20 protein-coding genes and 2 pseudogenes are annotated in these 24,492 nt (G+C 69.2%); 10 read left to right on the forward strand and 12 right to left on the reverse strand.

The features are described 5' to 3' along the window. Positions 1-156: 156 nt before the first annotated feature. The gene (locus DEJ46_RS38745; protein WP_150273907.1) at positions 157-1,056 is read left to right on the forward strand and encodes an aminoglycoside phosphotransferase family protein; all 900 of its coding nucleotides are present in this window, start codon (positions 157-159) and stop codon (positions 1,054-1,056) included. A gap of 28 nt (positions 1,057-1,084) precedes the next feature. Here DEJ46_RS38745 and DEJ46_RS39460 read toward each other — a convergent pair whose 3' ends face one another. Next, positions 1,085-1,276, reverse strand: a complete 192-nt coding sequence (locus DEJ46_RS39460; protein WP_190623125.1) for a hypothetical protein — start codon at positions 1,274-1,276, stop codon at positions 1,085-1,087. A 150-nt stretch (positions 1,277-1,426) separates the two neighbouring features. After that, positions 1,427-1,813, reverse strand: a complete 387-nt coding sequence (locus tag DEJ46_RS38755) for a GNAT family N-acetyltransferase (RefSeq protein WP_150273909.1) — start codon at positions 1,811-1,813, stop codon at positions 1,427-1,429. A 221-nt stretch (positions 1,814-2,034) separates the two neighbouring features. Between DEJ46_RS38755 and DEJ46_RS38760 the strand changes: the two genes are divergently transcribed. The 3 genes from DEJ46_RS38760 (at position 2,035) to DEJ46_RS38770 (ending at position 5,794) form a co-directional block, all read left to right on the forward strand. Continuing rightward, positions 2,035-4,332 carry a molybdopterin-dependent oxidoreductase gene (locus DEJ46_RS38760; RefSeq protein ID WP_223835413.1) on the forward strand — a complete coding sequence of 766 codons (2,298 nt, stop codon included), beginning with the start codon at positions 2,035-2,037 and terminating at the stop codon, positions 4,330-4,332. Between the two features lie 239 nt (positions 4,333-4,571). Continuing rightward, complete coding sequence (locus DEJ46_RS38765) at positions 4,572-4,958, forward strand: EF-hand domain-containing protein (protein ID WP_223835414.1); 387 nt, start codon at positions 4,572-4,574, stop codon at positions 4,956-4,958. A 515-nt stretch (positions 4,959-5,473) separates the two neighbouring features. Next, complete coding sequence (locus DEJ46_RS38770; protein WP_190623127.1) at positions 5,474-5,794, forward strand: MmcQ/YjbR family DNA-binding protein; 321 nt, start codon at positions 5,474-5,476, stop codon at positions 5,792-5,794. Positions 5,795-6,014: 220 nt separating this feature from the next. Here the strand turns inward: DEJ46_RS38770 and DEJ46_RS38780 are convergent, their stop codons facing one another. Continuing rightward, on the reverse strand, positions 6,015-6,548 hold the full coding sequence (locus DEJ46_RS38780) for a hypothetical protein (RefSeq protein WP_150273915.1): 534 nt from the start codon (positions 6,546-6,548) through the stop codon (positions 6,015-6,017). A gap of 1,256 nt (positions 6,549-7,804) precedes the next feature. On the opposite strand from DEJ46_RS38780, the gene DEJ46_RS38785 reads away from it, so the two are divergent. The 3 genes from DEJ46_RS38785 (at position 7,805) to DEJ46_RS38795 (ending at position 10,978) form a co-directional block, all read left to right on the forward strand. Further along, on the forward strand, positions 7,805-8,815 hold the full coding sequence (locus DEJ46_RS38785) for an endonuclease/exonuclease/phosphatase family protein (protein WP_223835415.1): 1,011 nt from the start codon (positions 7,805-7,807) through the stop codon (positions 8,813-8,815). 65 nt (positions 8,816-8,880) lie between these two features. Beyond that, positions 8,881-9,639, forward strand: coding sequence for a two-component system response regulator CseB (cseB, locus tag DEJ46_RS38790; RefSeq protein ID WP_150273916.1), 759 nt, complete (start codon positions 8,881-8,883; stop codon positions 9,637-9,639). A gap of 16 nt (positions 9,640-9,655) precedes the next feature. Then, positions 9,656-10,978 carry a sensor histidine kinase gene (locus DEJ46_RS38795; RefSeq protein ID WP_150273918.1) on the forward strand — a complete coding sequence of 441 codons (1,323 nt, stop codon included), beginning with the start codon at positions 9,656-9,658 and terminating at the stop codon, positions 10,976-10,978. 788 nt (positions 10,979-11,766) lie between these two features. Here DEJ46_RS38795 and DEJ46_RS38800 read toward each other — a convergent pair. The 3 genes from DEJ46_RS38800 to DEJ46_RS38805 form a co-directional block, all read right to left on the reverse strand. Then, positions 11,767-12,684: an NADP-dependent oxidoreductase gene (locus tag DEJ46_RS38800; protein WP_190623336.1), complete on the reverse strand. Its 918-nt coding sequence runs from the start codon at positions 12,682-12,684 to the stop codon at positions 11,767-11,769. Positions 12,685-14,058: 1,374 nt separating this feature from the next. Then, positions 14,059-14,217, reverse strand: a complete 159-nt coding sequence (locus DEJ46_RS39465) for a hypothetical protein (RefSeq protein ID WP_190623129.1) — start codon at positions 14,215-14,217, stop codon at positions 14,059-14,061. A 620-nt stretch (positions 14,218-14,837) separates the two neighbouring features. Then, on the reverse strand, positions 14,838-16,427 hold the full coding sequence (locus DEJ46_RS38805) for an MFS transporter (RefSeq protein WP_150273922.1): 1,590 nt from the start codon (positions 16,425-16,427) through the stop codon (positions 14,838-14,840). 95 nt (positions 16,428-16,522) lie between these two features. Here DEJ46_RS38805 and DEJ46_RS38810 point away from each other — a divergent pair. From DEJ46_RS38810 to DEJ46_RS38820, 3 genes and pseudogenes are all read left to right on the forward strand, one after another. Beyond that, positions 16,523-16,651: pseudogene (locus DEJ46_RS38810) on the forward strand (IS5/IS1182 family transposase); the annotation flags it as partial. A gap of 331 nt (positions 16,652-16,982) precedes the next feature. Further along, positions 16,983-17,459 carry an SRPBCC family protein gene (locus DEJ46_RS38815; RefSeq protein WP_150273924.1) on the forward strand — a complete coding sequence of 159 codons (477 nt, stop codon included), beginning with the start codon at positions 16,983-16,985 and terminating at the stop codon, positions 17,457-17,459. Positions 17,460-17,639: 180 nt separating this feature from the next. Beyond that, the gene (locus DEJ46_RS38820) at positions 17,640-17,969 is read left to right on the forward strand and encodes a hypothetical protein (protein WP_150273925.1); all 330 of its coding nucleotides are present in this window, start codon (positions 17,640-17,642) and stop codon (positions 17,967-17,969) included. Here DEJ46_RS38820 and DEJ46_RS38825 read toward each other — a convergent pair. The 6 genes and pseudogenes from DEJ46_RS38825 to DEJ46_RS41020 form a co-directional block, all read right to left on the reverse strand. Further along, positions 17,933-18,558, reverse strand: a pseudogene (locus DEJ46_RS38825) (IS5 family transposase); the annotation flags it as partial. The gene DEJ46_RS38820 and the pseudogene DEJ46_RS38825 sit on opposite strands and share 37 nt — an antisense overlap. A 134-nt stretch (positions 18,559-18,692) precedes the next feature. Next, positions 18,693-19,505: a universal stress protein gene (locus DEJ46_RS38830; RefSeq protein WP_150273929.1), complete on the reverse strand. Its 813-nt coding sequence runs from the start codon at positions 19,503-19,505 to the stop codon at positions 18,693-18,695. Positions 19,506-19,734: 229 nt separating this feature from the next. Then, positions 19,735-19,932 (reverse strand): hypothetical protein, encoded by a 198-nt coding sequence (locus DEJ46_RS38835; protein ID WP_150273931.1) that lies wholly within the window; start codon positions 19,930-19,932, stop codon positions 19,735-19,737. A 1,398-nt stretch (positions 19,933-21,330) separates the two neighbouring features. After that, a complete protein-coding gene (locus tag DEJ46_RS38845; RefSeq protein WP_150273932.1) occupies positions 21,331-22,101 on the reverse strand; it encodes a transposase in 771 nt (256 codons plus the stop codon). Positions 22,102-22,141: 40 nt separating this feature from the next. Continuing rightward, positions 22,142-22,738 (reverse strand): hypothetical protein, encoded by a 597-nt coding sequence (locus DEJ46_RS38850; protein WP_150273934.1) that lies wholly within the window; start codon positions 22,736-22,738, stop codon positions 22,142-22,144. Positions 22,739-23,561: 823 nt separating this feature from the next. Next, positions 23,562-23,807: a DUF6188 family protein gene (locus DEJ46_RS41020; protein WP_223835552.1), complete on the reverse strand. Its 246-nt coding sequence runs from the start codon at positions 23,805-23,807 to the stop codon at positions 23,562-23,564. Between the last annotated feature and the right edge of the window lie 685 nt (positions 23,808-24,492).

Raw genomic sequence — 24,492 nt, forward strand, 5'->3', positions numbered from 1 at the left:
CATAGGGGCGCGCTGGGCCGGCTTTGAGGAACCGGCGCGCGGAGTGTCCCGCAGCGGTGACGACGATGGGGAAATCCGGTCGACAGGCGCCCCGCGGCGCACTGTGATGGCTCCAACTGCCTGCCGCACGGGGCGGGCCGACTGCAGGAGCTGCTCTTGACACCCGGGAGAGTCACAGACGCCAGTCCCGCGTTTGATGCCGAGCTGGTCAGGCGCCTGGTCGATACGCAGTTCCCGCAGTGGGCCGAGCTGCCCTTGGAGTTGCTGGACCTGGCCGGCTCGGACCATGTGATCTACCGGATGGGCGAGGGGTTGTCCGTACGGCTGCCCCGCCATGCCGGTGCCATCAGGCAGGCCCGGAAGGAGTCCGAGTGGCTGCCACGGCTCGCCCCGCACCTGCCACTGGCCGTCCCCGTGCCAGTGGGGGTGGGGGAGCCCGGCTTTGGTTATCCGTGGCCTTGGTCGGTCTCCCGCTGGCTGGACGGCGAGGTGGCGACTGCAGAGGCACTGGGCGATTCGTCCGAGGCCGCTGTCGAACTGGCCGGGTTCCTGACGGCTCTCCAACGGTTCGAGCCCGGGGAGATCTCTGCCCAGAACGCCCGCGAGGACCTCACCGCGCGGCCGCTGGTTGCTCGGGACCGGGCTACGCGGGCCGCCATCGCGGAGGTCGACGGCCCGTTCGACGCCGCTGCCATGACCGAGCTGTGGGAGGCGGCGCTGAGCGCCCCCGATTGGGACGGCCCACCGGTCTGGTTCCACGGCGACTTCCACACCGGCAACCTGCTGACCGTCGCCGGCCGCCTCAGCGCAGTCATCGACTTCGGCGGACTCGGCATCGGCGACCCGGCCTGCGACCTGATGATCGCCTTCACCCTGATGTCGGCCCGGAGCCGGGCCGCTTTCCGCGCCGCGCTCGGCGTGGACGACGCCACCTGGATCCGGGGCCGCGGCTGGGCGCTGGCCACGGCCCTGAACGCCTACACCCACTACGCCGCCGTCAACCCCCGGGTCGCCGCGCAAACCACCCGTCAGATCACCGAGGTCCTCATCGGCTAGCCAAGCGGGACAAAGACACACCGCCGTTTCACGGGGTGCGCGGGTCGAGTTCGGCGGCCGAGGTGGCGACGGCGGTTGTGTAGCGGAGGCTTGTCTTGGCGCCGATCGAGAAGACGTGTGCGAGGTGGAGAGGGGCCGCGCCGCTTGCGAGGGCATCCTCCAGGATGCGGTCCTGCCGCAGCCCGTCGAGGCCCACGGGCAGTGGCCTCAGAGGTTCCACCAGGGCTACGAGCCCTCGGAACGCGACCGACCGCCACGACATGGCCCAACTCCGCCGCGCCTTCGGCATCGCCACCCACTTCTGATCCACGACGACGCGAGGAACCCCCGGTCACGTCGAACGAATGGCCGGCGCCTCTGCGCCGAGCGGCTACCCGGCCGGCGTCCGGCGGAGATAGAACACCTCGGGGTCGCCCTCGTCGAGGCCGTGGACGAGGCCGACCGAGTCCCAGCCGGCTCGCCGGAGCAATCGCTGCATCGGCTGGTTGGAGACGTTGGCCGAGGTGAACAGCTTCGAGGTCATGCACGAGTCCGCCGCGGCGTCCGGCAACCGCAGCCCCACACCTCTTCCGCGTGCCGAGGGGGCCACCATCACCACCGTGACGAAGCCGTACTCGAAGAACGTGTACTCGACCACGCAGGACCCGAGCAGGCCGGACGCGTCCTCCGCCACGACCACCAGCCCCTGCCCGCACCACCTCCGGATACTCGCTTGCCGCCCGGCGTCCCCTCCGGCAGCTACTGCGTCGATCTCCATCAGCGCGTCCGCCTCCGCCCCACTCGCGGGACGCACCGTGAACGCTCGGAATTTCCTGAGCAGTTCATGGTTCTCAATGATCGCAGTCCTGCGTCGCGCCCACCGGCGGGGTTGAGCGGGAGACCGCAGGGGAAGTGTCTGTCCCGCGGACCGCCGACCGACGTCCGTTGTCCGGGAGCAGCGGAACTTCAGGGACGGAGTCGACGCACATGGAACGACGCATGTCGGTTGCGACGCACTGGGGCAGTTTCATCGCGGTGGTCGATTCCGGCCGGCTGGTGCGCATCGAGCCGAGGGGCGACGACCCGGCTCCGTCACCCATCGGCCCCGGAATGGTGAAAGCCGCCGACGACAGCGCCCGCGTGCTGCGCCCCGCGGTGCGCAAAGGCTGGCTGAACGGCCTGCCGCGCGTCCACGACACGGCCAGAGGCGCGGACGCCTTCGTCGAGGTGAGCTGGGACGACGCGATCACACTGGTGAGCGATGAACTGCACCGCGTTCGTTCCCAGCACGGAGACAGCGCCGTGTTCGGCGGCTCCTACGGCTGGGCAAGTGCCGGCGGCTTCCACAACGCACAAAGCCAGCTCCAGCGGTTTCTGGCGCTGGGCGGGGGATACACCGACTCCCGCAACACGTACAGCACCGCGGCCTTGGAGGTCATCCTTCCCCATGTGATCGGCGGGCATCCGTGGAGCTACCAGTCCCGGATGCCGATGTGGGACGAGATCGCCGAGAACTGCGAGCTCGTGGTGGCGTTCGGAGGGCTGGCCCTCAAGAACAGCCAGATCAACCCCGGCGGGCTGGCCAGGCACCAGACGCGGGACCTGCAGCGCCGGTGCCGTGACGCCGGGGTGCGGTTCGTCAACGTCAGCCCCATCCGCAGCGACGTCGCCGGCTTCCTCGACGCCGAGTGGCTGCCCGTCGTCCCCAACACCGACACCGCCGCGATGCTCGGCATCGCCCACACGATGCTCGTCAACGGTTGGCACGACGAGGACTTCCTCCGCCGGTGCTGCGTCGGCTTCGACCGCTTCGCCTCCTACCTCGGCGGCGAGTTCGACGGCATCCCCAAGGACGCCGCCTGGGCGGCGGAGATCACGGGCATCAGCCGCGACACGATCACCGACCTCGCCCGCCGCCTGGCCACGCAGCGTTCCCTCATCATGGTCAACTACGCGGTGCAACGGGCGGACCACGGCGAACAACCGATCTGGATGTCCGTCGTACTGGCCGCCATGGCGGGCTCCATGGGCCGCCCCGGCTGCGGCTGGGGCGCGGGCTACGCGACGATGGACGCGACCGGCGTCGCCCCGGGCCGCCCCTCCGTGGCGGCAGTGCCCAAGGCCCCCAACGCCGTCGCGGACTTCATCCCGGTCGCAAGGATCGCCGACACCCTGCTGCACCCGGGGAAGACCATCGACTACGACGGCCGGCGCCTCGCACTGCCCGAACTCCGCCTGATCTACTGGTGCGGAGGCAACCCGTTCCACCACCACCAGGACCTGCATCGATTGACCCGCGCCTGGCAGATCCCCGACACGGTGGTGGTCCACGAAGCCTGGTGGAACACCACGGCCAAGTTCGCCGACATCGTCCTGCCCGTCGCCACCACCTTGGAGCGCGACGACTTCGCCGCCGGATTCTCCGACCCCCACCTCGTGGCGATGCCGAAAGTCCGCGAGCCGGAGGGCGAGTCGCGCACCGACCACCACATCTTCGCCACCCTGGCCTCCCGGCTCGGATACGAGCAGGAGTTCACCCAGTCGCGTTCCGAGCTCGAATGGGTCCGGCACCTCTACGAGCAGACGAGGACCGAGCTCGGCGGCGATGCCGCCCTGCCGGGATTCGACGAGTTCTGGCGGAACTCCACCGCACAGCTGCCGCCGTTGACCGGACCGTTCCCCGGCAGCTTCGAGGCACTCCGCTCCGATCCACAGCGATTCCCCCTGCCGACTCCGTCGGGACGGATCGAGATCTTCTCCGAGAAGATCGACTCGTTCGGCTACGACGACTGCGCCGGGCATCCGACGTGGTACGAGCCGGTGGAGTGGCTCCATGCCGACCTGTCGGCCCGGTTCCCGCTGCACCTGATCTCCAACCAGCCCGCCTCACGCCTGCACAGCCAGTACGACAACGGCGGGCACAGCCTCAGCTCGAAGATCCGCGACCGTGAACCCGTGACGATCAACCCCTCGGACGCCGCGTCGCGTGGCATCGAGAACGGCATGGTCGTCCGCGTCCACAACGATCGGGGCAGCTGTCTCGCGGGCGCGGTTCTGTCGGACGACGTCATGCCGGGCGTCGTACAACTGGCCACGGGAGCATGGTGGGACCCGGTCCGGCCGGGCCTGAGCGGAACACTGGACCGCCACGGCAACCCGAACGTTCTCACGGCCGATCGACCGTGCTCACGCCTGTCCCAGGGCCCGAGTGCGCTCAGCGCACTGGTCGACGTCGAGCGCTACGACGACCCCCTTCCCGAGGTACAGGCGTTCTCACCCCCAGACCTCGAACACTGACACCGGCCCGGGCCGCCGAGAGGCCCTCCACAAGCCCGTTTGTGTCTGAGTGACGGACTGAATACCGTACGTGGTCGTGACTGCACTTCAAGACCTCAAGTACGGCCAGTGGTTCAGGGGCGCCGACGTCGACGGCGACGGGTTCATCACCCAACGAGACGTCCGCATGGAGCGAGCGCTACATCGGCGCCCGTGGCGCCGCGCCGGACTCGGAGACCGCCCGTATGCTCACTGATGGGATGGACGGGTTCTGGACCAACGTGATCGCCCCCATGGACCAGGACGGCGACGGGAAGGTCGATCTGCGCGAGATGACCGAAGGGTTCAGGCGGGTCCTGACCGACCCCGCCCTGTACCCGCAGCAGATCGAGCCGGTGACCAACTGCTTCTTCGACCTGGTCGACCTCAACGGAGACGGCAAGATCGACCGAGCCGAGTTCCAGCAGATGTTCGACGCGGTCGCCGGAGTCCCCGGCGAGGACTGCGCCGCGGTCTTCGCCGCTCTGGACCAGGACGGCTCCGGTGCGCTGGACCGCGCCGAGTTCCACCGAGCGGTCACGGAGTTCTTCTACGGCAACGACCCCGACGCCCCTGCCAACCACCTGTTCGGCAGGGTCACCGGCTGACGGAACCACGCTCGCGGAGCAGGAGCATCCGCGCGCGAGCGTGGTGCCGTCAGCCGGCGGCCCAGGACACCCGCCGGTCCGCCCCAGCGGGAATCCCGGATCCGAATTCCGGCGGCGTCACACCCTTCGCCGGTCCCGGCGCTCCACCCGCACGACGAGGGTGACGGGTCCGTTCAGAGGCAGGTGAGGGATGTGGACGGCGCCATCGCTCACAACCCTGTCTGCCCCGCCCAGCCGCTCCGCCGGATGGCATGGGACACCGGACCCGCGCGCAAGGCGCTCCGTCCGATCGCGTCCCACCCGGCCTCACCACCGGACGTCATCGAGGGCCTGCTCACGAACCCGGACCCCCAGGCTCGTCCACGCAGCAGTCCCGGACCCCGCACTGCCGGTGGCAACGATGGAACGCCTCCTCTACTGCGCCACGGCGAGCTGACAAGGCTGGTCGACCGGACCGCAGCCAATCCCCATGCAGACCGCTGCCCGAGTCGTACGAGGAACCGGCCTGGATCGGCATGCGCCGGCGCATCCGCACACGCACGTTCGCCCATGTCCGCACCACGGACGTGGAACGCTCCCCGGCCTACGCCGCGTACACGACCGCGGATCAGGGCCCGGTCGTGATGACCTTTCGGATACCCGCCGACGACCTCCTCGGCCTGACCGCCCCCGGGATCCCCTTCCGCCGCGCCGACTGGGGCCACAACGTCGTCGTTGCCGTCCTCGGTGACCACACCGACTGGACCGAACTCACCGAACTGGCCACCGACAGCTACCGCGAGATGGCCCCGAAATTCCTCGCCGTCCGCCTCCCCCTCCTGCCGCCGCTCGACTGACCGAACTGACGGGCCGCGGGGGAGTCGTGCCACCCGGTGACGGACCGGTGCTCTCCACCGACGGCGTGCAAGAACGCCGCGCCGGCTCCGTCGACCTGCCTGGCGTGCCCCTCGCTGCGAATCCGGTGCGGCGGTTCGTGTCAGGAGAGGTCGTCCGCACCCTGACGCAGGCACGGGGACGGCCTGTGGCCTGGGCCGTCCGGCACCGTGCCGTCGGAGGTCAGTTGGGGAAGGAGAAGTAGAGCACCTCGCTGTAGAAGGACGCGAAGTGCCTCTCCCAGTCGGCCCGCACCGAGGCCAGCCAGTCGTCGTTCTGGCCGGCGATCGCGGCCTCCGCCCTGGCGACGGCGTCGGGGATGTCCTCGGACGCCAGATGCCGCACGCTCGCTGCCGGATCGTCGCCCGTCATGGAGACGATCTCCCCGGTCTCAAGGACGAAGTACTTCGCCTGCTGCTTCTCGAGGTGCGCCGTGGTCCGGGCAACGCATGCGGCGAAGTCGGCGTCGTCCTCGAGACCCTTGCCGACCACGCGCAGGAGGTCGCGGAGCAGGCCCGCGCCGCCGGCGTAGTCCGCGGCGATGCCGATCGGAGGGTTCCAGATCATGGACGGGACGATGGTCGTTCCGCGCCCCACCATGAGCTTGTGCGCGAGCGGGATGTCCCCGTTGTGCTCGGATACGCATCGGATCTGCTGAGGGATGCCTGCATCGTCCGGCATCGAGTCTGCGGAGTAGAGATACGAACGGTTTGCCATGATCGCGACGCTAGCACCGGGGACCGACAACGCCGGCGCCGCCGGACTCCTCCCGCGCGGCACCCGGCCTCCCCGAGCCCGCATCAACTGCACGGCCACGCTGCGAGCACGGGCTCCGGCTTCCCCACCCCGTATATGAGGCCCGCGCCCAGGCGGGGGCGTCAACGGCCCTTGCAGCGCAGTTCGTATCGACACACCGCGTCGAGTTCGTGCTCGTACGGAGTGCCGGGCGGCGCCTGGGGAAGCCGACGCGCCCCCTCCACACACCGCTCGTGGTCGTGAAGAGCGAGCCCGTACACGGCGACGAGCCGGACTCGGCGGTCGGTCCGCGTCGTCCAGCAACGCGGCCATGGCGTCGGCGAAGACGACATCGCGGTCCCTGCCCTCGGCAACCGTGAGGCAGGCGCTCCGCCGTATCACCGCGTCCACGTCCGTCATCGGTACAAGCAGACCCCGGCGTCAGAGCGGTCGCCATAGGCCAGGAGGGCCGCGTCGGCCCGGGGATCGGGGTGCTCCCCGAGCGCGACCAGTACTTCGGTGAGGACCGTGAGGTCTCCCGTTGCGACGGCCGGCCAGCAGGATGGTGGCATTGCCCCATGCCGGGTGGTCCGAGTGGTGGTTCATGGCACGAGCCATCAGCTCCTTGGAGGAGGTGCGGACACCCGGCAGTTCCTCCAAGCGACTGAGGATCTCCGCGTGCCCGTCGCGAACGGTCCTGCCGCCGAGCACGTACTCGTCGACGCCGTAGTCGTCGTCCTGAACCCGGGTACGTGCAAGAGCGCCCTGGGAGCCCGTGAGTCGCCGCGATGCGGTTTCGCCCCCCTCCCGTGCCAACGGCGTGCGAGATCCCTCATGTCCAGGAGCTCGGACCTGTTGTACGTGTTCCGGATCCTGCCGTCCAGGAGTGCCTCGACCAGTGCGGGCGAAGCCGAATCCACCGCTTCGCGCAGGGACAGCAGCGTCTCCGGTTCGCATCGGTGGGGGAGCCGGGCAGGCGGAACGCGATCCCGGCACCGCGCGCAAGCGGGCTCTCGACGCGGCAGCCAGGAGCCGGATCAGACCGTGCCCGGAACCGGGGCCGGGACCGGGGCCAGGGCCGCCTCCGGTGGCCGGGCCGGGGGCGAGCTTGCGTCGATACCCACTTGAAACACAGCCGTGGGGCGTTCGAAGCGGTGCTCGGACCGGCTGGAAGCGTGGTCACGCGACTGTGTGCCCGTACCCGATCGCCGGTGTACGTGAGGCAGGAGGCCGTTGTCATGCTGAGTACTCCCCACCGCCCCGATGCCGCCACCCGGGCGGTGCCCGCCGACCTGCCCCGGGACGGTGCACGGTCGCGCGCAGGCTGCGTCCCCGCGGGCCGTCGCGGCCGGCTGATCGCCGCCTCGGCACTGGGCGGAGCCCTGCTGATGATGCTGCACGCCCAGATTCCCAACGAGGTCGGCCAGCTCGGCAGCCTGTTCCAGACGTTCCTGCCGTGGGCAGGCTTGAGCGTCCCGGTCCTGCTCACACTGGCGGCGGTTCGACGTTCCCGGCTCGCGGCCGTCGCCGTCGTCGCGCCCGCGGTCGTCTGGGTCTCTCTCTTCGGGGGTGCAGTCGTCGACAAGAGCTCCGCCGGCGGAGACCTGATCGTGCTCACGCACAACGTGGACGAGGCGAACCGGGAGCCCGGGCGCACCGCGCGTGCCCTCGCCCGGTCCGGGGCGCACGTGCTCGCCCTCGAAGAGCTGTCCGCGAAGGCCACACCGGTGTACGAGCGTGAGCTGGCCGCAAGTCACCCGTACCACTCGGTGCACCTCGGCATCGGACTGTGGAGCACGTACCCGCTGCACCGTGTGGAACCAGTGCCGATCATGCCCTGGACCCGTGCGGTACGGGCCACGGTCGACACCCCGAAAGGCCCCGTCGCCGTATTCGCCGCTCACCTCGCGTCGGTACGTGTCACCCCGACCACCGGCTTCGCCACCGCCCGCCGCAACGAGGCGGGAAGGAACCTCGCCGAGGCCGTGGCTGCGGAGCAGCTACCCCGCGTCGTGGTGATGGGCGACTTCAACGGGACGAGCGAGGACACCGCGCTGAAGCCGCTGACCTCGCAGTTGCGCTCCGCGCAGAGGGAAGCGGGTGCCGGCTTCGGCTTCACCTGGCCGGCATCGACCCCGCTGGTACGCATCGACCAGATCCTCGTCAGGGGAGTGAGCCCCGCCTCCTCCTGGTCGCTGCCGGCCACCGGCAGCGACCACCTCCCCGTCGCAGCCTCGCTGCGGCTGTGACCGGACCGCCCGAGCAGGTGACTAAGATGACGAAACATATGATCGCGCATGAATAGACAGGTGGCATGTCGGTCATCCCCGTATCAGGTCCCGTCAGCGTCCTCGTGGTCGAGGACGACGCCGTCATCCGCCGCGCCGTCCAGCTTTTCCTGGAGCGCTACGGCTATCAGGTCACGGTGGCCGCGGACGGACTCGCCGGCCTGGAGGTCTTCCGGGCCGGCACTCATGATCTGCTGATCCTGGACGTCATGCTGCCCGAACTCGACGGCATCGGGCTGTGCCGGCGGATCCGAGAGGAGAGCTCGGTACCGATCCTGATGATGTCCGCGCGAGGCGACGCCCTCGACGTCGTCGCAGGCCTGGAAGCGGGCGCCGACGACTACGTCGTCAAACCCGTCGACACCGCCGTCCTCGTCGCCCGCATCCGCATGCTGCTGCGGCGCGCGAGCTTCCAGCCACCCCAACAAGCAGGGAAGCCGCCCACCCGCCCCACGGACACCCACGCACGCACGGACCAAGCCGGCGCGGTGACCCCCGGAGTGCTGGTCTTCGGCGACCTGACCGTCAACACCATCGGTCTGGAAGTACACCGCGACGGCCGGCCCGTGCCGCTGACCCCCACCGAACTGCGCCTCCTCCTCGAGTTCGCCGCGGCACCCGGCACCGTGCTGGACCGCCGACGGCTGCTCCGCGACGTCTGGGACTACGGCTGGGAAGGCGACACCCGGGTCGTGGACCTGTGCGTACTACGCCTGCGCAAGAAGATCGGAACCGGCCGGATCGAGACCGTCCGCGGCTTCGGCTACAAACTCGTCCGCGACTGAGAGGCCGACCCGGCACATGGCACTCCTCAACCCACGCGCCCTGCGCTGGAAGATCGCAGCCCTGACCGCGACCGCCTGCTGCGCGGTGGCCGCGGTGATCGGCGTACTCGTCCACCAAGCCATATCCGAACGCGGTGACCGGACCGGCGAACAACGCGTCGCCGCCCGCCTGACCGCCGCAGAGCGCGAATACGCCCGCACGGGCACCGCGCCCATCGACATCGAGATCCGTACCCCTCAGCAGCTGGACGCGCCCCTCGCACACGCCCTGGCCGCCAAGAACCCGAACGATCTGTACGCGACCTGGTACGACCAAAAGCCCCCCAACTGGTACTGGCTATGGGCAGCCATGCCCGTCGAGGGCAACCGCGTACTCGTCGCCCGGACGGACATGAGTACCGAGGTACGCAGCCTCCAGCTTCTGGACCGCAGCATCATCAAAGCCGTGCTGGCCGCCCTCGCGGTCATCGTGCCGCTCGCCGCCCTGGCCACCGAGCCGATGAACCGCCGGCTGCGCCACGGTTCCCGCACCGCCCGGGCCATCGCCGACGGTGCCCTCGACGCGCGGATCGGCCCCCGCGGCCGGGCCCGTGACGAGATCACCGAGATGTCGGCCGCCATGGACGTGATGGCCGAAACCCTGCAGCGCAAGCTGGAGAACGAGCGGCGATTCACCGCAGACGTCGCCCATGAACTGCGCACCCCGTTGATGGGCCTGTCCACCGCCGCGGAACTGCTCCCGCAGGACGACGAAGCGGCTGAACTCGTACGCGACCGGGCCTCGGCACTGAAGGGTCTGGTCGAGGACCTCCTGGAGATCTCCCGGCTCGACGCCGGGGCCGAACGGGCCCGTACCGACGTCGTACCACTGGGGGATCTGGTCGCCGACGTCGTGCGCCGGACCGGGACGCAGACCCTCGTCACGACCAGGGACGCCCAGGTGGTGGAGACCGACCCGCGAAGGGTGGAACGGATCGTGGTCAACCTGGTGACCAACGCCCACCGGCACGGAGCAGTCCCCGTCGAGGTCACCGTCACAGGCACCCGGATCGCCGTACGGGACCACGGGCCAGGCTTTCCCGCCACGCTCCTCGAGGAAGGACCACAGCGCTTCCGCACGGGAACCTCCGCACGGGGACGCGGCCACGGCCTCGGACTCACCATCGCACTGGGGCAGGCCGGTGTCCTCGGGGCCCGACTGACCTTCGCCAACGCTCCCGGCGCAGGCGCGACCGCCACCCTCGACCTGCCCCCGGTCCAGCCTGACCAGAGCGGATCGAGTACGCGCCCCACGAGCGTCCGGACCGCACGTTCCGCGACGGCCTCTCCGCCCACCTGAAACTGGACGAGCCGCAGGTGGGCGACGCGCAACAAGGCCGGGCGTACGTCACACCGACCTACGCGTCCTGGGTCAACTCCATCGAGGCCCACTTCGGAGCCACTGAGATGCCAGGAGGAGACCGGGATCGCCGGGGTCGACCGTCCGGCCGCCACATTCCCGGTCAGTGGTTCCTGGTCACGCCTCCTCACATCGGGCCGGAGCGCTTCATGGCGGACAACTCCTCCCTTCCGTAGTCGAGTTGCGCTGCCTTGGCCCTTGTTCTCAGGGCCCGAAGTGTTCACGGTTCGCCCAGGAGGCCCGATTGCAGCCCAGGCGTGTCAGAGCCCATGCCGGAGCACTGCGCCGTTCCCCTCTTCTCATCGCCCTCGCCCTCGGGCCGCTGCTCGTCGGGTTCACCCCCTGGCTCGGAGTGGCGAGCACCGGGCCGGGCAGCCGCACGCCCGCGGCGCGGCCGACGCCGGGCCCCTTCGAGCAGCAGTCGCCTCACCATGACGTGGCCCGGCGAACGCCATGGAGCCGATGGCTCGCCTGCTCGACCAGACCGGATGGAGCGCCGTCGCGAGCGACCAGGAGACCGTCAAGGAGACTCTTTGCCAGAGGAGGCGCTGTCCTCCTCGGAGTGGGTCACTCCTCGTTGGAGACCGCGATCAGGTACTGCCCGGCGTAGGCGACGAGCTGCAGGGTCATGTTCTGGCAGAGCCTTCGACCAGGGCCGGGCCGCGACCACCGCGCCCTGGAATGGGTGTCTGCTTCCGGGCTCGTCGACCCGGGTTCTCGGTCCGGGGTCAGACCTCGATGACGATCTTCCCCGAGGTGCGGCCTTCCTGGCTGAGGGTGAAGGCCGCGGCGAGTTCGGAGAGCGGGAACATCGCGGCGACATCGACCGTGAGGCTGCCCTGGTCCGCGAGCCTGCCCAGAGCCGCGAGGTCCTCGCTGTCCGGGCGGACCCACATCCACTGGCCGCCGGCGCCGAGGACGGTGTGGTCGGCGATGGAAGCATGCCGCCCGCCCTCGGCCAGAACAGCCAGGGTGGTGTCCAGAACCCCGCCCACGAAGTCGGCGACAACCGAGACCCCCTCCGGAGCCAGGGCACGAACGCGTTCGGTCAGTCCGTCCCCGTAGGTGACGGGCTCGCAGCCGAACCCTCGCAACCGATCGTGGTTGCGCGGGGAGGCGGTGCCGATGACCCTCGCTCCCCGCGCCCGGGCCAGCTGCACGCCGAGGGACCCGACGCCGCCGGCCGCGCCGTGCACGAGAACGGTGTCGTCGGTGGTCGTCCCCAGACGTGTGAGGAGCTGGTAGGCAGTCAGGCCGGCCAGCGGCAGTCCGGCGGCCTGCGCCCAGTTCAACGAGGCCGGCTTGGCGGCGAGAGCGCGTACGGGCACGCTGACGTACTCGGCGAAGGTACCGCCGTGCACGCAGTCCTTGCGGGCGTAGGCCATCACCTCGTCGCCGACCGCGAACTCAGGCACATCGATGCCGACCCGCTCCACGGTGCCGCTCACGTCCCAACCCGGAACCACCGGGTGACAGACATCCATCAGGCTGTCGAGCCCGCCCGCCATGATCTTCCAATCGACCGGGTTCACCCCGGCACATCGGACCTTGACGAGAACCTCGCCAGGGGCGACCTTCGGCAGCGGCAACCGGGCCTCACGGAGCACCTCCGTCCCACCGTAGGTCTCATACGTCATCGCCCTCATAGTGCCCTCGGACATCCGCGACGCCTCTCCCGTACCGTTCGGTCCCCGCTCCATCTGAGCACGGTGAGCCCCGGACACATTGCAAGGCTCGCCAGGAAGTAGGGGCGGGTGGGAGCCTGGTGCGCGGCCCTGGCGGACCATCGCCTGGTGAGGATCGAGGTGGTTCAGGAGGACCAGCGGTAGGTGCGGGTGCTGACCCGGCGAGGACCCGGCTGGGTACGGCGGTGGACTGGATGCTCGCAGAGGAACAAACGGCTACTGGCACGATCGTCAGGGCGCTGATTCAGGACCACCAGGACTCTCGGAACGACGACGATCTGGACTGGCCCAACCACCCTCTCAAGCTGCTGGGGGAAGCGGAGGGCGCCCGTCCTTGGTGAGCTCGTCGCCGGCAGGCACACGGAGGACGTTGTCACCGTGTCATCGGCGCCAGGACGTAGTACGCGGTGCCCGACAGGCCCAGGGCGAGCGCGGCGGCGCCGGCGACGATCCAGTGCGGTTGGTCATCTCAGCCCCACAGCTTCCGGTAGTTGGCTTTGTCGACGGCCTGGGGGCCGGTGATGGGCGGGTCCTGGATCAGTGCCTTCATCAGGAAGGCGTAGCGGCACGCCTTGTGGCGCAGGCCCAAGGCGTGGCCGATCTCGCGCTCGCGGCCGCGGCATTCTGGAAGTCGCGGCCCTGGCCGTCCATCTTCGTGGTGTTGCAGGAGACGTAGTCCGTGGCGCCGGCACCGGAGCCATTGGCGTAGGAGGCGACTGGCGCGCCGTCGGCGGAGGAGCCCTGGTAGTCGCGGAACTCAAGGTCGTTGACGGTCAGCGCGCCGTCCGGCGCGAACGTGATCTTCGAGCCGGAGTGCTTCCAGACCTTCAGGGAGTGCTCGCGCGGCGGTCGTACTTGGTCTTGTCGGTCCAGCGGATCTCACCGGTGTCGACCGCCGAAAAGTTCTTCGTCTCGCTCCCCCCCCCGCGCAGCCACGGCGCGGCCTCCACCGCGCGGCGGCCGCTGTGTACGCCTGGGGCAACGTTGGGTGCGTCGCGTCGCAGTGAGTGACTGTAGTGGGTTGGTTGGATTGCGGCGACGAAGTTCAGGTGTGGGTGACACCCGAACCGAACAGGGCGTCACCGAGGTCTGGGACACTTCGGGAGCCCCCTCGTCAACGAGCCTGTCACCCTCAGCGTGAAGTTGTCGCTCGCCCGCGTGGTGTCGCGCCTGGGTCGACCTCGGGGGAGTGGGTCCGGGCCGGTGCCCGGCTATGGCGACGCTACGGTGGTGAGCCGTGGTAGGTCGAACCGGTCAAACCGACCGATCTCCCTTGTGCCCCCGCATCTTGTGCGGGGCACCTGCGCGCCTAGGGCGTTCAGCCCTCCAGCAGGCCTATGACGCGGGCGTGTAGCGGACGACGGTGGTCTCGCAGGCCTCGGGGGACACCGTCAGCGCGTCGACTTCGGCCTGGTCCGCGGACAGGCCCCGGCGGAGCTTCGGCGCCGTCCACTCGCTGACGTAGCGGCAGTGCGCCTCCGGAAGTGGCGGCATCCACTCGGCGGGTCCCGGTCCGCCCAGGATCGACGGGGCGGGCGCAGGGCAAACGGTGCGCGCGTACGGCGGGTGACCACAATGGCGTGCGGTGCGAAATCGTCGGCGGGCCTCGGGGTGCAGGGCCCGGTGTCGGAGGTTACTTCCGCCCCGTCCCACCGAAGGGCCCCCGCCCGTGACGACCACACCCGGCCACGCCGCACCGGCGAGTCGCCGTCCCCGGCGCCAGCCGCCGATCCGGACGAAGCAGACCCTCGCCGACGACGTCGCAGTGCTGACCTCAGGCGTCCGCACCCCGGCAACTGAGACGCCCGGGACGGAAGCAGGCGGTTCAGGATCGCTCGGGCGGGAGCCGGATCGAAGGCTTCGGACGGGGCGAGGGCCGCCGAAGGGGTGACGGGGGCAGGGGTCGCGGCCGCGGAGGCGGTGGTGCCCGGAAGAGACGGCAGTCTGGGCGCGGCCGCCGTCACAGCGGCGAGCACCGTGGCGGCGAGGACGGTCCGGCAGCGTGGGGCGAGAACGGTCCGACGACGGGGCGGGAGGACGGTACGGAGCGATCGGGCGGCGGCCCACACGGCTTCCTGTCGAGGAAGAGGTCGGCGCTGAGCGCGGAAGGCGGGTCAGTTGTCCGGAGTGCGCACGGTGACGCGCGTCCCGGGGTGGGCCAGCGAGCACAGGAACGCCACGGTCAGGGCGATCGCCATGCCGTAGAACACCCACTGGTTGGCCTCCGCGAAATCCATCCGGATCGCGTCCCCCGCCCCTTGCAGGGCCTTCGCTACCGGCCCGTCACCGGCGGGACCCTGGCCGTCCGGGTGACCGGTGACCGCCTCGGCGACCTTCTCCGCGGTGGCCGAGGCTTCGGACGGCGGCAGCCCGCGGTCTTGGAGCGTGGCGGTGATGCGGTCCGTGGAGACATGGGACAGCACGGTGCTGAATACGGCCATGCCGATGGCGGCCGCGTAGTTGCGGACCGTCTGGGTGATCCCCGTGACCTCGCCGTACGAGGCGTCGATAGCCCGGTTGACGGCGTCGGTGGAGGCCGGCGCGAGCAGGAATCCGATGCCGGCGCCCGCCATGGCCGCGTAAGGCCACTGGTCGTGCATCGACAGATCGGTCATCTTCTGCGCCCAGAGGTAGAACCCGACCGCGCCGAGCGCGCAGCCGAGCTTCATGGCCGGGCGGGCGCCGCGCTTGTCGAGGATCCGTCCACCCCACTGGGATGCGAGGCCGAAGCCGATGAAGAAGTACAGCAGGAAGAGCGCGGCCTGGTTCGGAGAGGCGCTGAGCGACACCTGGGCGTACACGGACGAGAAGAAGAACACCGGTACGAAGGCGAGCATCGCGAAGAACAACACGAGACTGTCGACGGTGAAGGCCCGGTCCCGGAAGACGTCGAAGTCGATCAGTGGGTGGGCGGTGCGCCGCTCGTAGCCGAAGAACAGCACCAGGACGAGCAGGCCGCCGACGATGCAGGCCCAGGTCGCGACGCTGCCCCAGCCCCAGGACGAGGCCTGCTGGAAGCCCAGCACACTCAGGCCCATGCCGACGGCGACCAGCGCGGCGCCGACGATGTCCAGGCGCTCGGGGCGGCGGCTCTCGGGGATGCGGGCGAGCACGGCGAGCACGATCGCGACGACGGCCACCGGTACGTTGACCCAGAAGATCGCCCGCCACGTCCACGCGGTCAGCCAGCCGCCGAGCAGGGGTCCGACGGCGGTGAGGGCGCCGGAGAGTCCGAAGAAGAGCGCGAGGGCGCGACCGCGACGGTCGACGGGGAAGACGGCGATGACGACGGCCAGCGCTGCCGGGAACATCAGGGCAGCTCCGAGACCCTGGGTTGCGCGGAAGACGATCAGCCAGGTCTGGGCGAGGTCGCCGGAGGGCACACAGCCGCAGAGCACCGAGGAGATGACGAAGACCAGGGTGCCGATCAGCATGACGCGGCGGTGCCCGAACAGGTCGGAGAGCCGGCCGCCGAGCGCGAAGAACGCGGCGAGGGAGAGCAGGTACGCGTTGACGACCCACTGCATGCCGGAGGCGGTCAGGTCGAGCTCGTCGGTGATGTTCGGGGCGGCGATCGAGACGATGGTCTGGTCGATGAAGGTCATCGACACCGCGAAGAGCATGGCTGTGAGCGCCAGCTTCTGGCGGGGCGCCTCGCTGCGGACGGCCCAGGTCGGCGTGGGGGGTGGGGAAGTACCTGCCATGTTCGGATGATCGTCCCGGGGTGCCGTGTGTGCATGCCGAGGCACCTCCGCCCCGGGGGCGGCGGTGGTGCCTGGGTTGTCTTTCCGACCATCGGATCGTTGGTCCGGTTGTGAGAGACGGGGAGATTTCTGACGCTGCGTGGGCGGTGATCGAACCACTGCTGCCGCCCGTCGGTCGGGCCCGTGGCCGGTGGCGGGATCACCGCCAGGTGCTCGAGGGCATCGAGTTCTAGCCGCAGGGCGCGGTGGAGGATCGCGCGCAGGGCACGGGGACAGAGGGCGGCTCGGGCCGCTCGCGCGGCGGACCGCCGGTCGGGTGCCCCGGCGGCGGACCGCCCGACGGTGCGGGCCGGGGATCTCGGCCTCCGGGCCAGATGGCCACGGGAGAGTGGTCACGGCAACAGCCTGGCGCAGGAGGGGACAGGTCCTCACCGCCCTGTGGGCGGCGCGGTGGCCGATGCGAGGCACAGTGTGCAGGCTGGTAAGGAGCATCGCGGAGAGCGTCAGCCGAGGCTGCGCACACCGCTCCCCACCGGAGTAAGGAAGGCGGTCGCAGTGTCCCGGAATCGCCGCTTGATCCTCAGCCCGCCGTCCCGCGTGTGGGGCCTGCTGTCCAACGGACATCGCTACGGGGAGTGGGTCTCGGGAACGCAAGAGGTCATCGCAGCCGACCCGCACTGGCCAGAGGTGGGCGCCCGGCTCCGGGTCCGGGTGGGAGTCGGCCCCCTCACCCTCGACGACACCTGTGTCGTCCGCATCTGCGAGCCCGGTCGCCGTCTGGAACTGGAGGCGAAAGCGGATCCCTTCGGCGCGGCCCGCATCGCCATGAACTTGATCCCATGGGGCGGGAACACGCTCTTCCTCCTCGAATGGCACCCCCTCCGGGGCCCCGGCACCCGCATGCACGGGCTCCCCGTCGACTACGTCGTCTCCATTCGCAACGGCATGATGCTGACGAAACTCGCCCGGATCGCCGTCCGCGAACAGCACGGCAGCATCGCCGATCTGCCCTCGGAGGCCACCGGCCGGTGATGCGTCGTTCCCCTGCTGATCCGACGCCCAGGGCCAAGGGTCGGTCCGACCTCGGCGGGCGGCCGGCCCGTCCGGTACCGAGCGACCTGGAGCGACGGCGGAGAATCAGTCCCCCCTTAGAACTCCTAACGGAATGACCTCACAGCGCCTGTTGGTGAGCGCGGTTGGTACTGTCCGACCGTGACTTTGACTGACCTGCGGGATGGCTTTCGCGATGATGCCCAGCGGCAGTGCGTCCAAGCAGTCGTTCACAGTCGCCTCGCGGATGACCGGGAGCCGCAGGAGTGTCGCTACCTGATGCGCTTCTGGTGGCAGCTGAGCATGCCGTACCAGGAAGTTTCGCTTGAGGAGCTGCGCCTGAACGTCGGCAGGCAGAAGCTGGACGCCCTCATGGAGCTGATCAGCGCCATCCGGTCCTCCCACGACGAGATCGATGCGTGGCTTGCCGCTGCGGAGAAGACGTTTCCGGTGATTCAGGACCGTGGCTTCAGCTCGGACCGCGGCGACTGAGGCATGAGCTTCGTCAGGCGCCGTCGGCAGATGATGCAGCAGGCGAGCTTGAGGAAGGCTTCATGGATGTCGTTGCGGATCTCCCACCGGATTCGGAGGCGGCGGAACCAGTGCAGATGGGCGAATGCGCGCTCCACGACCCAGCGGCGGGTGCCGAGCCCGGAACCGTGCTCGGTCCCGCGGCGGGCGATCACCGGTTTCCCCCCAAGCTCCCACACGAGACGGCGGTACTTGTCGTGGTCGTACCCGCGGTCACCGAGCACGACGTCCGGGCGGCGCCGGGGCCGGCCGCGTTTGCCCCGCACCGACGGAACGGCTTCGAGCAGCGGAACGAGCTGGGTCACGTCGTTGCGGTTGCCCCCAGTCAAGGTGACAGCGAGCGGGATGCCGGTGGCATCGGTGATCAAGTGGTGCTTCCTGCCCGTTCTACCCCGGTCGACAGGGCTTCGTCCGGTCTTGGAGCCCCCTTCAACGCCCGGATGTGAGAGCCGTCGACGGCAGCCCAGGAGAAGTCCAGGGCGTTCACGCTGCGGAGCTTGGCCAGGAGGACCTCGTGCAGCCTGGGCCACACACCGGCCTCCGTCCACTCGGCTCGATCACCGCCCACAGCTCGTCATCGACATCCCCTGGCTTCGGCCGAGCCACCCGACACCCCCGGATCATCAGTCCCGGAGTGATCCAACCACCTCGAAGATCATTTCGTTAGGAGTTCTTAGTGGGCCCTCAGGTCGTCCTGCGAACGGTGACGACGGGGCAGTGTGCGTGCGTCATCACGGCCTGGCTCACCGACCCGAGGAACAATCCGGCCAGGCGGCTGTGCCCGCGAGCACCGACAACCAGCAGCTGAGCCGCCTCGCTCGCGTGGAGCAGGGCCTCGCGCGCCGTGGCGTCCACCAGGTCGTGTCTGACGGTGACGTCCGGGTAGGTGTCGGCGCGGCCGGCGGTCGCCTGGGCCAGCACCTGTTCCGCCGACTCGGGAGCCGCGCCGACCGGCGCCTTGTCCGGCTGCCGTGCGTGAACCGCCATGAGCGGGGCCCGGCGCTGCGCGGCTTCGGCGAAGGCGACGTCGACAGCCTTGTCGCTGTCCGCAGAGCCGTCGATCCCCAGGACGACGGGCCCCGCGTCAGCGGAGGTCCGGTGCGCTTCGCGGACCGTCATCACCGGGCAGTGGCTCCGGGAGGCCAAGGACACCGGTGTGGATCCCAGCATCAGGCCCGCGATGCCTCCCATACCTCTGGAGGCGACGACGATGAGCTGCGCGGATCGCGACTCGACTTCCAGCACGTGCACCACATCGCCCGTCACCACGGCCCCGGTCACCACGAGCCCAGGGGCCACGGCACGGGCGTGGGCGACAGCATCGTGGACCAGAGTCCTGGAAGCCGGGTCCGGCACCGCGAGCCTGGGCTTGATCGGCGCCTCTGCATGCACCACACGCAGCTCCGCACCGCGTCGTGCCGCCGCCGCTGTGGCTGCTTCCACCGCGGTGAGGCTCATCGCCGAACCGTCCACACCGACCACGACCGGTCTGCCCATAGCTGGCTGCTCCCGTTCAACTCGGGTTTCCCGGCCTGGCTTCGCCGACACGTCGCTGCAACTCCTGCGGGCCACCGCACCACGCCATGGATACGTGTTCATGGCGGCGACCGGCCCACGGCCTGGCCGCGTCTACGACCTCCGCCACATGTGTCTCACGATCTGGTTCGACATCGGCATCCCGCCCAGGTCGCCGCCGCAGGCATGCGCCGCTTCGCCGCGCCGCACATCAGAGCCCACGGTCGCCTCGCACCTGACCGGGCGCGCTGCTGCTCCCGGCCGTCTGCCACTGCTCGGCGATGCTGTCCGCGAGGTCGGCCGGGTCGAGGTACCAACAGACGGAGTGCTTCTGGATCCCGAGCACCCCGGCGACGGTACGGATGTGCCTCTCGATGGTGTCGGCGACCGCACCCGGGCGGACGGTCACGCCCCGTGGGCCAGCTCGGCCAGCGAGATCGCGTGCCGACTCCTCTCCGGCTGCTCAGGCTGCTCGGGTTCCGGGGCGGGTTCGGTGGCGTGCCTGCCTGCGTAACACCTTCACTCCCATGCCGGCTCCGCCGTCCGCACCGGCAGTCCGGGGTGCCTCTGTCCGCCCGCGCCTGGGGTGCCGACCCGGGCGCACCGTCGTGATCGCAATGCCTCGTGTTCGGCAGCCTCTGCCTGACATCCGCCCCACGAGGGACAGGACAGCACCTCTCCCCTGAGCGACGGCCGCGAGGCAAGCACAGAAGGCCGCCGACGTCATGTCAGGAACCCATCGAACCTGTTGCTCGCGACGGCAGACCCCCGACTGCATCGGCCATCGCCCGCACAGCTCGCATCGACCCGACCTTCCTTTACCGCCACCGAGCTGCACGCCAGCGGCATCTACTGCGCCCAGTCGACCGGAGTTGGCACTGCCCCGAGCGGGACATCGCTCCAGGCGGACCTTGTCTACGCCAATGCGCGGGCTGCTCGTCTGGCCGCCCGCCTGCTGCAACTGGAGGGACATGTACCGCGGCAGCTGAGCGAGAGCGCCTGGCGCGAGTCGGGCCTTCGAGCTTCGACTGATGTGGTCGAACTGCAGTTCACGCGCCTGGAGTAGACCGTCACCGAGCAGTGCCGGCAGCCGGCAGTGCGGCAGGCCGAACTCGACGCCGCTCGCGCGGCCGACCGGGACCTGACCCGGGCTCTCAACGTACGAGCGTGGGCCTCAGCTTGTCGTTCAACGATTCCGTTTGGTCATGAGGCCCAAGCGTTGAAGAGCGTTCCGCCCAGAGTGGTGATGCCGTAGGAGTGGATTTGTCGCCACTCGTTCCTTGCAAGCACTGATGTGTCCACGTCGGAGAGAGGCGTGGCGAGCTGCTCGCTACTCAGAACCATGAAGCCTGCTTCAGCGAAGGTGGAGGCCCACGGTGGAGGGGGGAGAAACTCCTCGGCGTACCAGTTCCGGCGTTCTTGTGCGAAGGCGATCCAGAGGCGATCGGCGCGACACAGGATGACGCTCTCACTCGTGGGATCGACGATCGACGCGGTGTGGAACGTTCGGGGGTATTCCTGCTCTTCGAGCTCACCTACTTGGCCTTCGACGACTCGGGCAGTGGCATACAAAGCGTCCGGAACGGCCGCAGGTCGATAACCGGAAGGGCTTGCTGCTCCGTCTTGTCCGGAGGGATGAGGCAGGGGGTGGTCAGCTGCTGACTGAGGGGCTGCCGCGGTGTTCACCCCGAGGCGCTTGCGCGTCAGCTTGCCGTGCCCTTCCAAGGCGGTCGACCAGCTAAGGGCTGTCCCGTAAATGATCTTCGTATCGCCTTGGGCACGGTTGGCCGCTGTGCGGCTCGCTGCTCTACCTGGCGAGGGCGAGGTTGTGCATCCGAGCGATGCCGAGCATGGCGTAGTGGACCCCGTCGCCCTTGAGGCGGCAGTCGCGGAGGATCTTCCAGGTCTTCATCCGGGCGAAGACGTGCTCGACACGGGCTCGGACCTGCTTGTGGAACTTGTTGTGTTCCTCTTTCCAGTCCGGGAGTTCGGCCTGGCCGCGCTGCCGGCGGTGCGGGATGACGAGTCCGGTGCCCGGGTAGCCGCCGTCGGCGATCGTGAGGGTCTTGCCGACAGCGGCCTTGGCGCCGGACTCCTCCCACGCTTTGCAGTCGTTGCGATTGCCGGCCAGTGGCCGCCCGACCACGACGACCAGGCGGGTGTCGGCGTCGATGACGACCTGGTGGTTGGTGGAGTACCGGTAGTTCTTCGACCGCTCAGCGATGGCGTGGTCGCGGGTGGGGACCAGAGTGCCGTCCACGATGAGCACGGTGTCCTTCGCGAACCGTTTGCGGGGCTGGAGGGCAAGCATTGGCCCGAGGTGGTCGATGATCCGGTCCGCCGCCGACTTCGACACCCCAAACAACAGTGCGAGCTGGCGCATGGTCAGGTTCGTGCGCCAGTAGGCCGTGACCAGCAGGGTCCTGTCCTCCAGAGACAGGCTCCAGGGTCGGCCCCTGCGGACCACGTCCGCACCCTCGCGCCGCAGCACCGTCACCAGCTTCCCGAAGGCACGCGGGCTCAGCCCGGAAAACGGGGCTATCCAGGACGGCTCTGAGGCCGTGATCACACCAGACACGACAGAGATCATCTGTGCCCGGCAGCAGCCGTGGGCAATCTCAGCCGAGGAAGTCCTTCCAGAACGGCACGGATGCCTGCGGAGCCCAAGGCGCGTCCTCGTCGACCTCGCCGAACTCGCGGTCGATGTAGTCGGCGAGATCGTGGCCGTAGCAGATGATGTCGGTTCCCCACACTGACAGGACCGGATGCCTCAGAGTGTCGCGCCCCGCAGGTATGAAGCGGTGCGCGTAGACGGGAATGAGTCGTGGCGCTCGTGCAAGTACCGCTCCGGCCACCTCAACGGCTTCCTCAGTGGCTGTGGGACGCACCCCCAGGGCCGGATGCCAGCTGCCATAAGCGACATCGCCCAGCACTTCTCGTGCCGGCCACTCCAGCCGATGGCGCAGGTCGTCTTCATCAGCGTGACGCCAGTCGGGCCAGGGCTGCTGCCACGTTGCGCCTTCCTCGGGAGGTGAGGCGACCGGCAGCCCGGCGGCCAGGAAGGCACGATGCTCCGGGGAGAACTCAAACCCGTAGGTCGCCTCGATCCGGCTGAACTCATCCTCCGTGAGCCCTGGAGCTATCTCACAGCAGTCCGCCTCCGCCAACCGCCGCGCGGCCTCTGCACCCAACCGAGCGCCGTCAAAGTCGATCACTCCGGCACCGTACACACACTGCTCGCACGGCATCGCGTCTTTTCGAGCCCGACGGGGCCTCCCGATCATTGCGGGACAGCCCTTAGACGATCCCGGCATGGCGAGCCCCTCCTCTGCCTCCGCCTCGTCGAGGCAGCAGCGATTCTGGCCGAACCGAGCCCCTCCGGGCTGGTGGCCCTCTGACGAAGGCAGCCATCGTCGGCGCTGACGCATTCCATCTCCCCCTGAACCTGGCCACCCTCCATCACTGCCTGCACGAGTCCAGGACGCGTGTGCTCGCCCCCCTTCGCGCGAGGCATAGTTTCGGGCGTCACGTTCCGTATCGCCAGGCTTCGTGCTCATCACCAAATGAGACGGCGTCTAACTCACCTCGACCCGTCACGGGATCAATGGTCAGAGACTTCGCGGTCCGACTTGCGAGCGGTGTTTTCCACGAACTGGCTCAGCCGATAGGTGCTCTGCTCCACTGGACGTCGACACAGCGTGTCAATCCGGATGAGCGCTTCGTCGGTCCCCGCCTCCCGAAGTCGCCGCAAGTGCGTACGCACCTCTGCCTGGTCCCTTGTCTCAAGGGCTACTTCCCACTGTCCGGCGTCCGGCGCAGTGCGAGCAGCCAGCCGCTGCCTCCCCGCCTCTTGCCGCCGCTTCCTCTTCCCCTGTCCTGGCATCGACCCAGAATCGCTGGCCGACGTCAGCACAGCAAGAACATTGCGCCGAGCTCCACGTCTACGTTCGGTGATCATTTGTCAGGCACGACCTAGGACTCCCCTGTTCCAGAGCCGGACCAGACGGCGAGCTCGCCTCCAGGGAGCGCTGCGAGGCTTCATCCAGACGGGCCCGTGGCCTGCCACCCTTCGAAGGGCGGATCAGGCGAGCAGGTCAGGTGACGGCCGTTGCCGCAGACGAGACTCAGCGTGCCGGACTTGAACGCTGCCGCTGACAGGACCTGCGCTCCGAAGAGTGTCAGAGCTGCTGCGACGTCCTGGGACTCCGGGTGAAGACGCACGGACGGGAAAGCTCGAACGGAATCGTGTGAGAGATCGACGGGTGCTCCAGTACGACTTCCCAGTCCGAGCCGATGACGACTACGGGCCGGAAGTCCACGGTGATCTGCGTGACGCTCGTTCCGCGAAGGGGGTTCAGCATCCGCCGGTCCTCGTGTTCGAGGGGACTCTCTTCAGTACTCACTGCTGCACCTTGACTGATCCGAAGGCCGAGGGCCATGCGATTCCCAGCTGTGGCCAGCACCCTCGGCGCGCGCAACCGCGCGACTGGGTTCGTTGAGACAGAAGCTCAATCGACTGGGTTGGTTGAGAGAACGGCTCAATTGCGTGAGACAGGACAGCAAAACCGGGTTTGACGGGATCTGCGGGTCTGTGGCGTGAACTTCCAGAACCGGGCTTTGAACTGGAGGAGTCAGGCCCTCAAGGAGGGACGCTCCCCCACCCGGCCTCGCTAGCCGCCCGTCGCCGACTCACACCGGCCGAGACGGGACCCGCGCAGCCGGGGGCAGCAGCACCGGCCAAGGCCGGCCGCCCGCTCCCCCACCCAGATCAGGAGAACCCCAGCATGACGCATCGTCCCGCCGGCTTCGCCGCTCTGCTCGGCCTGCCCCGTGCCGGAAGCGTCAGGGGCAACTTCTGGATCCAGTCCAACCTCTGCGTCCGCGTGAAGGGCGCCTCCGACGACCACCAGGTCACCTATGAGGTCCCGGTCACGAAGCAGAAGACCACTCATGGCACGGCCGACGGCCG

The sequence above is a fragment of the Streptomyces venezuelae genome (genome assembly GCF_008642375.1).
Classification (GTDB): Bacteria; Actinomycetota; Actinomycetes; order Streptomycetales; family Streptomycetaceae; genus Streptomyces; species Streptomyces venezuelae_G.